This window comes from Maribacter corallii (assembly GCF_047345415.1).
Lineage (GTDB): Bacteria > Bacteroidota > Bacteroidia > Flavobacteriales > Flavobacteriaceae > Maribacter_C.
Genome location: NZ_JBLFEP010000005.1, coordinates 1 through 14,808 on the forward strand (window position 1 = coordinate 1; position 14,808 = coordinate 14,808).

Annotated in this window: 6 protein-coding genes; all 6 read right to left on the reverse strand. The window is 32.5% G+C overall.

All coding sequences use genetic code 11. From position 1 onward, the window contains the following. On the reverse strand, positions 1-1,454 hold a 1,454-nt coding region (locus tag ACKWCA_RS17455), incomplete at its 3' end, for a condensation domain-containing protein (protein WP_413979509.1). A gap of 129 nt (positions 1,455-1,583) precedes the next feature. Then, entirely contained in the window at positions 1,584-3,962 is a 2,379-nt protein-coding gene (locus ACKWCA_RS17460; protein ID WP_413979510.1) for an ABC transporter permease, read from the reverse strand. A gap of 56 nt (positions 3,963-4,018) precedes the next feature. Next, positions 4,019-5,509, reverse strand: a complete 1,491-nt coding sequence (locus ACKWCA_RS17465; RefSeq protein ID WP_413979511.1) for a serine hydrolase — start codon at positions 5,507-5,509, stop codon at positions 4,019-4,021. 387 nt (positions 5,510-5,896) lie between these two features. Continuing rightward, entirely contained in the window at positions 5,897-6,865 is a 969-nt protein-coding gene (locus tag ACKWCA_RS17470; protein ID WP_413979512.1) for a 2,3-diaminopropionate biosynthesis protein SbnB, read from the reverse strand. Between the two features lie 112 nt (positions 6,866-6,977). After that, positions 6,978-7,958 carry a 2,3-diaminopropionate biosynthesis protein SbnA gene (gene sbnA, locus ACKWCA_RS17475; protein WP_413979513.1) on the reverse strand — a complete coding sequence of 327 codons (981 nt, stop codon included), beginning with the start codon at positions 7,956-7,958 and terminating at the stop codon, positions 6,978-6,980. A 395-nt stretch (positions 7,959-8,353) separates the two neighbouring features. Then, positions 8,354-14,794 (reverse strand): amino acid adenylation domain-containing protein, encoded by a 6,441-nt coding sequence (locus ACKWCA_RS17480; protein WP_413979514.1) that lies wholly within the window; start codon positions 14,792-14,794, stop codon positions 8,354-8,356. Positions 14,795-14,808 lie beyond the last annotated feature (14 nt).

Sequence of the window (14,808 nt, forward strand, 5' to 3'; positions counted from 1 at the left end):
ACACTTTCACCACCATTAAAAACAGCTACACTATCAGGAGCCTTCTCGACCTGGTCCTCGAAAAGGTCGATGACCGTCCTGTCCAAGGGATAGGCCACCGCCGTATCATTGTAAGCGTGCAAATCTTTTAAATCATCATTGGATAAAATATTAATATCTTTAGGTTTCTTAAAAGGATTATCTAAAATTTCCTCTATTATCAATTGTAAGTGCTTAGACAATCTGTCAATTACCCCATTAGGAAATTTCTTTGTATCATAAACAAACTCAATCCTTAAGGACTTATCAAAAAATACTGTAATATAAAGAGGTACAGCTGCATTCTCATAAACTGATTTAAATTTTACTTTATAATCATCGTTAAGGTTAAATATATTATTGTCCAAAGGATAATTTTCAATAGCGATGACAGAATCAAACAAGTTGTCAGAATGGGTTAATCCCATGACTTGTTTTATTTCAAAATAAGAAGTATTACTGAATGAAAGTCTTTCAATCAAATCTTGATGTACCGACACTACAATTTCCTTAAGTGTCCTATCCTCATTTTCTGACACTCTTAAAGGAATGGTACTTATAAAGTTACCCATTACCGCATCACTATTGTTTTTTTTTGTTTCCCTGCAAGAGACGGTAGTCCCAAAAATAATATCCGAAGTATAAAGGTATTTCTGTAATAATATCGCATATGCAGCATAAAATATAGATGCTTTGGTAACCTTATGAGTACTGGAAAACGTTTCAAGGTCCGCATCAAACGACAAAGCGACTTTTCTTAAATTATACCCACTGTAATCGTTTGATTTTTGAATACTTAAATGGGTAATACTGTAGTTCTTTAAATAATCTGACCAATATTTTTTACCATTGTCATAGGTTGTTATTGATTTCAGGCTTTTCCGAACTTCTTTATAGCTAGTCTTGGGAAGAATTATTCGTTCATTATTATGAATCAACGCCTCATAAATAGTAAATAATTCCTTTAACAATATTCCAGTACTCCAACCATCATATAAAATATGATGATGAGTAATATGAAATAAACAACGATCGGACGAAAGTCTAACCATTCCAAATCGAATTGCTTTATTGGTTAAGTCAAACCTTTTTTCCCTATCTTTTTCAAAATATAATTCCAAAAAAGTATTTAGCTGGCCTTCATTGGATAAATCTTGAACCTTTAGCTTAACGCTTACATTTTTTAGAATTATTTGAAGCGGTCTATTAATATTTTCCCATGTAAACACCGATCTTAAAACTTCATTATTCCGAACCACTTCAAAAATAGATTTTTCAAACAAATCAACATTCAATAACCCCTCAATTTCTAGAACTAATTGAATGTTATACACATTTGAATCGACATCTTTCAAATAATGAAATAACATACCTTTTTGAGTTAGATTCAGCTCAAATATATCCTGTACATTACGTTTTGATACTTTGAAACTCATATTATAAAATTTATGATATAGATAGGCATAGATGATTATTATTTGATAGATTTTTTTTAAGTGAAACCTATCAATTCAAACTAAGCTAGGTAATGTGGTGCTATTGGAACTTAAATCGAAGAATAATAGTTAAGCTTCATTTCGTAATACTATCGACGGACTTATTGACAGTGTTCTAACTACTTGAAAACCTGAAGCAATAATCATCAGGACAAAAAACAATCCACCAGATACTACGAAAAACCATGGTTCCAAATCAATACGAACTGAAAAATTCTCGAGCCAATTTTGAGCAAGTAAATAACAAATAGGAATACCTAAAAACAAGGAAACTAGCACGAGTTTTGAAACATCCTTAAACAACAAAATCATAATTTGGAATCCACTTGACCCCATTACTTTTCTAACACCTATCTCTCTTCTCCGCTTATTTATGGTAAAAGCAGTCAACCCATATAATCCCAAACAAGAGATAAGAATGGCCAGTATTGCAAAATATTTTGACAATATGGATAGCTTTCTTTCTGCAGCATATAGACTTTGATAATCTTGATCAAGAAATTTGTAATTGAACGGAAAGTTGGGGTTAAATTGACTATAATAGCTTTCTATGTCCTTTATCGTTCTAGCCACCTCAAAACTATTGTCCAGTTTTACGGTAATTGTGTTAAACGCACCAAAACCTCGATTTATTAAGTGCATAAAAACCATTGGTTTAACATTTCCGTCATAGATGGATTCTGAAAAATCTTTCACTATTCCAACAATTATCTTATCGCCTCCCCAGATATTTATTTTTTGCCCAACAGGATTTTCTAAGCCCATAGATTTTACCGCTGTTTCGTTAAGCAAGACCTCATACACATCATTGTTTGGAGAAGTAAACTCCTCAGAAAATGATCTACCTTCTATCATTTCCATTCCCAAAACCTCAATAAAATCATAGTTAACCACCCTATATTCTATTAAGAAAGTCTCATCTGGCGACTTCGTTGGCCAGTTTATATCGTTTGTTACCATATCATTCCCCAAAAGGCCTTCTTTAAATATGAAAACGCTAGATGCCTTAGTAACACCGGGGATTCTTCGTAATTCCGAAAGAAATGCCTCCCTTCGTTTTATGACTTCCCCATCCATTTCAAAGTACAATACATTGTCCTTATCATAACCTAAGTTCCTGTTTTGAATCATAGAAAATTGATAATACACAACTATCGTGAACACAACTAATATGATTGATGTGGTAAACTGTACGATTACCAATCCCTTTCTAACCCACTCCTTACCTCCAACGCCAGAAACGTTATTGGAAAGAATTGCTGCCGGTTTAAAACTAGAAACATAAATAGCTGGATAAATACCAGATAGCACTCCTGTGACTAACACAATTAGTAAAAAGGGCAATATCAAGTCATAACTGAAATTTAAAGTCATTTGTTTGCCTGCTATTTCATTAAATGACGGTAAAAATAGAAACACTAATAAAAGAGAAATAAAAAATGATACTAGTGCTAACAAAGTCGATTCACCAAGAAGTTGAATAATAATAGATTTTCTTTTAACGCCAAGAACCTTTTTTATTCCTATTTCTTTTAATCTGTCTGACGCAACCGCTGTCGATAAGCTGATAAAATTGATACATGCAATCAATAAAATAACAATTCCAATAATAATAAATAGCCTTACATAATCAATTCTACCTCCTTGCTGAATTCCATTTTCATAATTTCCATACAAATATCCATCCGAGAAACGTCGTGTAAAAATCCTAGTTTTACTAATATCAACACCCTCTTCTTCCAACCACTTCAGCATTTTACTATTCAGCTGAGTGGTAGTTGTACCTTCTTGGACCAAAAAATAACCAGATACCACATTCTCACCCCATGTTAGCTCTATGCCAGAATGTTCCTCATATAGTGATAAGGGGATTACAAAATCAAACTGGATGGATGAGTTCGATGGAATATTATCTATCACGCCCGAAATTACAAATTGATCTTTTTCATCAAATTTTATAGATTTACCGACTACATCTTTTATTGTACCGAAAAGTTTTATTGCCAATTCCTCTGTTAGAACAATGTTATACTTATCGCCAAGTAAACTTTCACGACTCCCTGCTAATAAATCAAACGTAAAGAATTCAAAAAAATCTTTATCAGCATAAATGCCTCTTGACGTAATGTCATTTTCATTAACAGTTAACTTATTCATTGAGTACGACTCAGTTATTGAAACCGAGTTTTTTATTTCAGGGAATGACTCTGAAAAAATATTCACCATGGGCATAGCAGTATAAGAATCGGTTTGAAACTCTCCATTCACCATCCTGCTAGTCATCATTTGAAAGAGATGTGTATCCGCCTTATGAAACTTATCATGTTCAAGTTCATCTTTAACCCAAAGATAAATAAGAAGAATACATGCCAAGCCACTTGTAAGCCCAATTAGATTTATTATGAAACTGATTTTTGATCGCTTTATATTTCGGATGTATTTTAACATTTCGAATTAATTAAATTTGTTTTTTTTAGCTCTCTTAGTCAAAACATCTCCTATTTTCAATTGAGTAGTTCATAACACCTCGTTATAAGTTTGTCAATATTTGAACTATTGGATTTGTCCAATTCTTTAGCCTTTTTAAATTCCTCGATTGCCTCTTCAAAACGATGATCTTCCATTTTTGAACGTCCGAACAAAACAATTGCTCCTATAGATTTAGGATGCAATTTCATATATTCGATGGCAATTTGCTCGGACAACTTGGGATCCTGAAAAAGAAAAAGTTTTCCTAGACTTTCCAAATTATTAGTTTCAACTTTATAATTTGTATCTAAAATTACACTTCTTAATTTAGTCAACGCCGCTAAATACCCTTCTTCGTTGTAAACATTCAGAATCGTGAATTCCAAATTTGGATATTGGTTTTTACTGCCGAATAAATCATACTTGAGGGTTATATCATCAAGTATTTTTAGAATCTTATCTCCAGAATCGCTATTAGCAAACATTGTATACCCGGATTTTTTGGAGAGAGAATAAAATCCGAACCCTCGGAACCCATCATTGTCACCACGCTGGTAAAGAACAGTATCCCTCTTTGTATACAGTATTTGAAAACCAGGCCCATAATAAAACTTCTCTCCTAATCCTGTATCCTCTCCCAATTTTATCCCAGTTTGTGTTAGGTTATTCATTCTATCCTTTGATAAATAGTTTCCTCCGAAAATTCCAATCAAAAGTTTACCATAGTCTCTCGCAGTTGTACTTATCATAGAAGCCACTTCAGGATAAGTGTTCTTTTCCTTTGGTAAAGATTTTTTAAAGGCATTGTGACCATAACTGTAGTTCTTAGGTTTACGGCCGTTTTGAGAATAAGTCGTGAACGTATTTTTTAAGTTAAGTGGTTTATAAACTAGGTTCTTCATATAAATCTCAATGTTTTTTCCTAAAATTTCTTGTAAAACTAGGGACAAATAAATATATCCTTCACCAGAGTAGTTATACTCTAGACCTGGTTCTGTCAGTATTTCCAGTGTATCCGGATTATTGTAAAACTGCCAGTTCTCCAAACCTGAAGAATGTGTCAAGACCATTCTACTTGTAATCAGCTTGTACCTCTTATCATGTTCAAGTCTTGGGTAAGAAAGATAATCGTACAAAGGCTTATCTAAATCTAGCACACCTTGATCAACCAATCTATGAACTGCAAATACCAAAAAACTCTTTGACATTGAACATGCCTCAAATACGGTTCTCTTGTTTACCCTTTCATCACCTACCTGTAATCCATTTTTAGAAGTTTCATATTTCTTGTAACCATATGAATTGTGAAAAACAATTTGACCTTCATCGAAAACAGCAAAAGACAAACCAGGAACATCCGTTTCATCCAAAATCTTTTCAATTTGTTTATTTAGTTTTCGAATATCTATTAATTGACCATCAACCTCAAAAGTCTTAATAGAACTCTGGGATATAACAAAAAAAGTAAACGAAGAGACTAAATTAATTAAGGCAAAAAGCAATAAAGTATATTTTTTATAATTCATTTGAAAAATATTATTGATTTTAAGGCTAATTTTATGCCAAATCCACATTCAATTGATTATCAACACACTAACTAATTTTTTGTAAATAGGAAGTACTAACCACTGTAAAATGTTTTTACGCAAACTGTCCAATATTTTGACGTTTATTATTTTTTATTATTGTTACTGAATAAGTACACCTTGATATAAATCGTTTTCAAACATTACAATCGTTATTGACCAATTTGTTATAAGCCCAAGATATTTCTTATTAAGACTCAATTATATCTATTAGAAATATCTATTACTCTTTCCTAAGCTCAACCTGATAGCTCAGATTGCTTTTAGTTTCCAAATTCTAAAGATAAAGTAAGTAATTCCTCCGTTCAATTTTCCTAAGGTTCTAGCTCAGTCTAAAACTAAGGAGTTATTTTCCAACTTAATTTTTTCTAAATAATACTTGGAAATAGCAATGTCAAATATTGCCATACCCATTGGGTTAAACATAATAGCCTGCTCATCAGCCAATGAACCAATCCATTGAGCATCTAATTTTTGAATTAACTTTACTTCATGTCTTTGTAAACCTTTTTCTAAATGAAACATCTCAATATCTGTATTTTCCCTACAGACCTCTTCCCAATTGTCAACAACAAAAGCACCTTCAAACCACTTGAATACTGAAGCACTATAATCTCGTAAGGAAACATTTAAATGCAGTGACCCAGATTTAGGTTCCCTATCAATATATCTTTCCTTCGATACCGTGCAGGTTATAAAAATATCAGAATCATCATAAGCCTGCTCCCAGCTTTCAACAATTTCAATACGTTTTCTTAGCCTCGAAGGTATGCTCTCCATGTCTATCCCATTAATATCAAATAAAAATATTTTTGTGAGTTGGGGTCCTATCAGTAAAGAACACATGCTAAGATGATGTTGTCCAATTGGACCAAATCCTACTATTCCTATTTTCAAATCCCTCTTTTTGCCTCGACTATCTAGGTATTTTCTAATAACAAATCCGCTTACTGAAGCGGTCCTTATTGAGGATATTTTTGCAGTATTTATTATCCCAATAGGCTGACCTGTTTTCGGATTGTTTAAAATTACTACACAATTTGCTCTGGGAATACCATGTTTAAGGTTATCAGGAAAACTTGAAATCCATTTGATGCCGCACATATTGATATTTCCACCTACAAAAGCGGGCATAGCGATTATTCTGTTATTAAAATCTCCATATCTCAGGTAAGGCTTTATGGGTTGTGAAAAGTCTTCTTTATCAAGGCATGCCAAACACTCTTCAATAACATTTATATTTTGAATCCAATCAACAGAGGTTGCCTCTAACCGTTTTTCACTTATGTAAATCATATATTATCAATTAACTTTTTTTGGTACTTTGGGCAAACTAAATATCTTTGGAAAATAGTTTGCAATTTTTTTAGATTGTTTCGTAAAATCACAATTAAGCGACTCAAAAAGGTTATTTCAACACTGTCTTCATAACTTCAGAATGCTCTTTGATTCTTTCGCACCACTTTTCGTTATAGATAGTTTCAATATACCGCTCTCCCCTATCGGCAAAAATGCACATAACATTTATCGGTTGATTCACCTCTATGTTTCTAAAATATTTAGCAATTCCGGCATACACCGATCCGGAAGACCCTCCAACAAATATGCTTTGTTTTTCTAGAATCTCTTTGCAGGACAAAATTGTTTCATATTCACTAACCATAATAACATCGTCGATTAATGCCTCTTCAAGGATAGAGGGTTTCATACTTGAACCGATTCCTGGTATATATCTTTTTTTCGCGCGGCCTCCAAAAATAACTGAACCGTAAATATCGACTGCAATTATTTTAGCATTTGGGTTTTCTTCTTTTACTCGTCTAGATACTCCTGAAATCGTACCGCCAGAACTGACTCCCATGAAAACATATTCCACATGCTGTCTTGGGGCTTCCCTGCATATTTCTTTACCCAAAGATGAATAATAGGCCTCAGAATTTAGAGGATTTCCGTACTGATTAACCCAATATAAATCCTTCCGTTCATGTAGCAACTCTTTTATTTTTTTTATTCTATTCATCAAATAGCCGCCATACTTGTCAGGTTCGGTAATTTTTATGATTTCTGCCCCATGTAGTTTTATTAACATTTCATTGACGGGCAAAGTGTTTTTATCAATTACACAAATAAATCGTAAACCATTAAGTTTTGCATGGGCAGACAGGGCAACTCCAAAATTCCCTGAGGACGATTCAATTATCACTGTATTCTTATTAATTATACCTTCATTCAAAGCTCTATTAATTATGTAACATGCCGCTCTATCTTTCACACTTCCTGTTGGGTTATAAAATTCTAGTTTTGCAAACACTCTGATATTTGGCATTGATTCTGACCTTATTGAAACAACTGGCGTATTTCCTACTTTGCTTAAGATGTTTGACAACATTGTTATATGATTCAGTGGTTAAAAAAATTAGCTTCTATAAATCCGAAAAAAGTATGCTAATATTTGTAGTACAAAACACGAACTATTTGTTTCTTAACTTTGCAAAAGACGTTTTAATGACATATCAGAAGTTTGATATTGATTTCAAACGGCAATCCGGTGTTTCGTTACTTTTTGGATTAAGTTTTGAACTATAATCAAGTAAATGGAGATAATAAGCAATATGCTGTACGACAATAGCTTTCTGAATTTGGGAACATTTAAATTTAACGAAACTTGAATCGCAAATCGTATAGCCTGCTATAAACACACTTCCAAAAATGGTATGAATCATTTTCCAAATGGTAGTCAGAAATTGATTAAAAAAGTTGAAATTATGTAATAAATAAGTTGTGTTAATCAAAAAGAGCCTTTAATTCCTCATCATCTAAATCAATAGTATCGAAATCAGAAGAAGTTAAATGTATATCATCTTCCCTTCTTAGATGCTCCATTATTTTTGAAAGATTTTTTTTGAACAAATGGATTATTGTATGCATGTCTGACTCGTTAAAAGCCTTATTGTAATAATCAATCCTCATATGAAGTTGGTCATCAATTATCATTAGATTCCATTCCCACATTGCTGAAATAAAGTTTAAAGGATCTGAGTCTAAACTAAAATCCGTCGGATTTAATGAAAAAACATCATTTTCAACTTCGTTTCCAAACTGGCCCAAATAATTGAAGGTAATTTCTGGAATGCCTTTTGCGATTGCTGAATCTGCACTATAATATTTGTTAATACCATATCCCACCCCATTATTTGGCACTTCATTTAATATTTCTTTAGTTCGTTTAATAAGATTACTTATGCCCAGTTCGTATTCTAATCGAACAGGGTATAGACTAGTAAACCACCCTAACGTATTACTAACATTAATCTCTTCAATAGACCTTCCATGATTCTCCATATACATAACATACTCGTCGTATTGGTTCCACTCTTTAAGAGTTAATGTAAGGGAAGAAATTAGCAATGTTGAAATATCAGTTCGGTAAACCTTACGTGCATAGAGAAGTAAATCATGTGTAAATACTTTATCAAATGTCATTTGAATTTGTGATAAATCTTTTACTTTAGGCTTCTGTTTTGAGGTATTTTTAGTTAAACAAAATTTAGTCAACTCGATTCTATTCCAATATTCAACCTCGTTTCTAAATTTATCTAAATGAAAAAGGTCAATTAGTTTTTGGCTCCAAGCCATAAATGATGATGATTTAGATGGCAAACTAATACTATTAAATTCTGAAATCTGTTTATAGCTATTATAAAAATCAGTGAGTATAATTCGCCATGAAACACCATCGATTGCAATGTGATGAGCAGAAATAAACAAATATTTTTCACTATTTGCCAAGTTTAAAATAGCGCACTTAATCAGTAATGAACTTTCTATATCAATAGATTTCTTAAGAACTTCACGTTCAGCGTTTAATTCCTCACGATTATTTACAAATATTTCTTTAATTACAGGTTCAGAATCTAAGAGTGAGTTGTTATAGAATAAAGTACTCTTATCCTTATTAAAATTTAATCTCAGGACGTCATGATGTTCTGTCAATTTTTTTATTACACCTTTTAAAATGGTAATATCCAAATTTCCTTTTAGGAACAGTAAAACTGACTGGCAATAGTTATTAATGTTTTTATGTCGTTTGTTAAAAAACCAACTAAGGATTGGTGTGAACCCGACTTCTCCTTCAATTAACCCATGGTCTATAGAGTTGGGAGGTTTTGATTTTTTAACTTGATTACTAATTAACTCTACAGTTTGAAAAGTAAGAATATCCTTGCCTTCTATTCCGATTCCATTTTCTCTAAGCTTGGAAGCAATTCTAACGGCCTGTATGGAATCTCCTCCAAGTTCAAAAAAATTATCATCCACCGAAAGGTTATTTACAGCCAGTATTTCCTCCCAAGCTTTTACCAATAATTCTTCAATTTTGTTTTTTGGCCTTCTCTTCTCAGATACCTCTAATTCAATTATTGGTTTCGGTAATCTCTCATAATTGAGTTTGCCATTATTCGTTAATGGAATATTTTTAATTGAAACAAAGTGAGACGGAATCATATATCTTGGCAATTTTAATCTCAGATAATTCTTTAATTCCTTAAATCTATTGTTTTCAAACTTTGTTTTTGATTTAACGTATGTAACTAAAATTTCTTTCCCTTCTATTTTTTTTAGTGTCACAATGGCATCCTCAATCATCTTATGAGCTCTAATACATTTTTCAATTGCAGACAATTCTACCCTATAACCATTTATCTTTACTTGATTATCGTGACGGCCAATATATTCGATATTCCCGTCAATCAAGTATTTGGCTAAATCACCTGATTTATACATTTTTTTGCCTTTCGCAAAAGGATTAGGGACAAACAAACTACAGGTTAGTTCTTCATTAAACATGTATCCTCTTGACAAACAATTTCCAGAAATATAGATTTCACCAACTACCCCAACTGGGGTCGGATTTAAAAATTTATCCAAAATATAAATCTGCGTATTGTAAATAGGCTTCCCTATAGGAACCGATTGGCTATTGGGTTCTGATGAGGGCTCAAACTTGTGAATCATGCAACCGACGGTTGCCTCTGTAGGACCATATTCATTATATATTTCGACTCTACCATCGTAAATTTCATGAATCTGAGATGCTAATTGAAAATCCAACTTTTCACCCCCAACAATAATCTTTTTGACATTGATTTGATTAACAGTGGACCTATTCTCTCTTAATAATTTCAGATGAGATGGTGTAAGTTTTATTATATTAACCTTATTATCAAGAACTATATTTTGTATTAATATTTCATTTTCTCTATCATCATAAATAATCACCTTGTTACCGGTTATCAAAGGGGTGAAAATTGAGGTTATACATAAATCAAAAGCCGCAGATGTAAAAAAAGGGAATGATGTTTTTTCTTTTTCCAGATAGTAATCTGCAGCCCAAATAGTATAATTGACAAGTGATTTATGCTCAACCATCACTCCCTTAGGTTCTCCAGAAGTACCGGAAGTGTAAATAACATAAGCTAAATCTTTGAAATGCATTTTTTTTGAACGTCTAGTTTTGGATAAAACCTTTGGTACGGCTTTATCAACATCAATCAACGTAAGGCCGTCAATATGTTCAACTTTCGATGAATGTTCAAAACATGTAATTACGGTGTTGCATCTACTATCATTTATTACATATTTAATACGCTCTTTTGGAAGGTTAAAGTCTATTGGTAAAAAGCTCCTTCCTGATTTCAAAATCGCCAATATACTAACAAAAAAATTTGGGTTTCTATCTAAGATTAGTGCGACTGTTTTCTGGACACCACATAGGTTGTCGAGATAATCCGCAAGAAGGTTTGCTTGATCATTTAGCTCATCATATGTTATTTTTTTATTATTGAACTCTAAGGCAATATTACCTGGTGTTTTTACAACTTGTTGTTCAAACAATTCATGAATTGTGTAATTCTCAACGTGTTTTTTTGTGGTATTTATAGCAAAAATCTTTTTGTTGAATTCAGTTTTGCCAATCATGTTCAATTCAGAGATTCGTTTGGAAGGAAATTCAGAAATTTGGATAATCAGATTCTGGAAATTCTCAGTAAGCTGAACAATGGTTTCCTTTTTGAAAAGTTTTGAATTGTATTCAAAAGCACATTCATAAGAGTCCTCAAGCTGGAAAATTTCCAAGGAAAGATCAAATTTCGAATAACCAGTATCAAAAAAATTCTTGGAGTACTTTAAAGAGCCCATGTTTAAATTAGGTAAAACCATATTTTGAAAAATGAACATTGTATCAAAAATTGGGTTTCGGCTAACATCTCGCTTCTTATCAATATTGGCTATTACCTCTTGAAAAGGATATTCCTGATTATTTAGTCCATCGCGTACATTATCATTCTGTTTTTTTAGTAATTCAACAAACGTGTCGTTGTCATTGACTATGCATTTTAGCGCAATACTATTGACAAACATTCCATACATATTTCTCAAACTAGGGTGTTTTCTGCCTGAAACAGGAACCCCTATCATTAATTCCTTCTGCCCAGAAAATTTTGAAAGGAAAACCTGATAAACCGTAAATATTAAAACAAAAGGTGTACAGAAGTGGGTATTTGCGATAGAGTTCAGCCGATTCACAATTCCTATATCAATGGTGAACTCAATTTTACCCCCTTCTGTAGAAAGAATCGAAGGTCTTATAAAGTCAGTTGGAAGGTTTAGAATAGGGATATTTCCCGATAAATATGCAGACCAATACTTTTCTTGTTCACTAAATTGTCCCGAAACAAAGGTGTTTCTTTCCCACACTACAAAATCCTTATAATCGATTAATTCCTTACCTAATGCTTTTCCATCATAAAGTTTGGACAAGTCTTCTAAAAACTTATAAACAGAGATTCCATCAATTATTATATGATGAAAATCCAAGAATAAAATAGAATATCTGTCTTCCACATTAATTATCTTTATTCGGAACAATGGTAGACTTTTTAGGTCAAATGGTTGAATAAAAGATTTAAGTTTATCGTTCAGTTCACTTTCAAGACATAAATAAGAGTCAATCTTGCAATCTATAAAATCATGAAAATAGAAATTTGGTTCTGATAAAAATTCAAAAGTCATTTTAAAAATACGATTGTCTTTAATCAAGCATTCTAAACAATCTTGTAAAATTTTAACGTCAATACTCTTTTCAATCAAGAACGAGGAAGGGTTATTATATGCTACCGAGAGCTTGTTTGCTTCCCAGGCGTAGTACAACATTTCTTGAGCGTATGAAAGTGGGTAATTCTCTAGTTCTTTTGTGATTGGAATTGGTTCATATTTCTGCTTTTTACAATTACTAAGCTTCTTGGCTATCAAAGTAATTGTTTGATTCTCGTATAACACATTTAACGAAATCTCTACGTGAAATTCCTTATGTATATGCATGCTAACTTCAGCGAGTCTCAAAGAATTTCCCCCAATAGCAAAAAAATTATCTGTTAATCCAATTTTATTTATTCCAAGAACCTTTTTCCAAATCAGTTGTAACTTATATTCTAACTCACTTATAGACTGAAAATTAGACACTGAGGAAGTGGTAGACGATTTCAATTCGAAATCCAATTCCGCCTTTATAGAATTAAACACTCCTTTCCTATATTGATCTAAAAGTTTAAATCTCTGCAATTTTCCACTAGTGGTTTTTGGAATCTTTTTTAGTGGAATGACATATGAAAACTGAAATCCAAAATGTTCAGATATTGTGGCATTCAGAGAATCTACTACCCTAATAAAAGTAGAAATACTTTGGCGGTACATCACAAAGCCAATGACTTCATCTTCTTGTATACTTCCATTATAGAAACTGGCAACGGCAATTTTGTTCAACTCAACACCATTCACATTTTCGGCTACTCGTTCGATATCATGTGAATATAGGTTTTGACCATTCTTAAAAATAATATCTTTAGCTCTTCCCGTAATGTATAATGAATTTTTTTGAACAAAACCCAAATCACCCGTTTTCAACCAACCATCTTTAGAAAAGACATCCTTTGTCTTATTCATATCATTATAATAACCTGAAGTAACATTATCTCCCTTGATTTGTATATTCCCTATTACTTCTTTTGGGCATTCAATATCGTAATTGTTTGTAATTCGCACGTTGCAATTCTCAATACAACTTCCAACATTTACAAATGACACGCCACTCTCATTCAAGGGTAAGGCTTGAATTTCATCGCCTACACTTAATTGATTTCTATCCAAATGAATTGATTTAATTGGTTTTCCTAGCTTTGACATACATACTGCCAATGATGCTTCGGCAAGTCCATATACCGGTCGTAAAGATTTTTCTTTTAATCCAAATTGTTTGAATGTCGTGGTAAATTCTTTGCACAGTTTAGTAGAAATTGGTTCCGCTCCATTATATAAGACTCGCACGCTGGACAAATTCAGGTTTTTCTCACTAGAATCATTTCTGTGCTTAAGTAGATAATGGTAACCAAAATTGGGTGAGCATATAACACTTGCCTTATGTTCAGAAACCTTGTCTAGCCATAAAGATGGCCTTCTAATAAAAAGATTACTTGGCATCAAATATTGGTCCATCCCTATATATAATGGATTCAGATGAAAACCGATCAATCCCATGTCATGTGTTAAAGGCATCCAGCTCAACATTTTATCCTGTATAGAATAATTAGCCGATTTGCTTATATCATGAAGGTTGGTAATTAAATTTTTGTGAGTTAGCATCACTCCTTTAGGTTCTCCTGTTGAACCAGATGAAAACTGTACAAATGCAAGGTCATCCTCATTGGCCTCATATAGACATGGATATTTGTCGCTTGAGGTGATTTCATTAAATTGAAGAAAGCCATTTTCCATACCAATGAAGCTCTTTTCAAGACCATTATTAAAAGCAAATTTTTTAACTTTTTCAAGATTGGTTTTGGTACCAAAAATAAATGGATTGGTTAAAATTTTCCATATGTTAAATAGCTTTGTATAATGTTCATTATTTAACCCAACGGTCACAGGGATGGGTATAATACCACCTAGAATACAAGCCCAAAAAACTATCAAAAAATCTTTATTGTTCTCCAATTGAATAATGATTTCTGACTTGGGTTCGATTCCCCGTTTTTGCATAAAGGCTAGTATGCTAAGAGCGGACTCATACAAGCCAGCATATGATAAAAACTCCTCTTTATTCACTCCTCTAATAAAAGTAATACCAACATCCAATAATTGACTTCTTTCTTTAAATAAATCAATTAAGGTCATGTGTATATTTTTTT

Bases quoted from the DNA above. Each gene is read 5' to 3' on its own strand.
- ACKWCA_RS17460 (WP_413979510.1), bottom strand. From the start codon at position 3,962: ATGTTAAAATACATCCGAAATATAAAGCGATCAAAAATCAGTTTCATA.
- ACKWCA_RS17465 (WP_413979511.1), bottom strand. From the start codon at position 5,509: ATGAATTATAAAAAATATACTTTATTGCTTTTTGCCTTAATTAATTTA.
- ACKWCA_RS17470 (WP_413979512.1), bottom strand. From the start codon at position 6,865: ATGATTTACATAAGTGAAAAACGGTTAGAGGCAACCTCTGTTGATTGG.
- sbnA (WP_413979513.1), bottom strand. From the start codon at position 7,958: ATGTTGTCAAACATCTTAAGCAAAGTAGGAAATACGCCAGTTGTTTCA.
- ACKWCA_RS17480 (WP_413979514.1), bottom strand. From the start codon at position 14,794: ATGACCTTAATTGATTTATTTAAAGAAAGAAGTCAATTATTGGATGTT.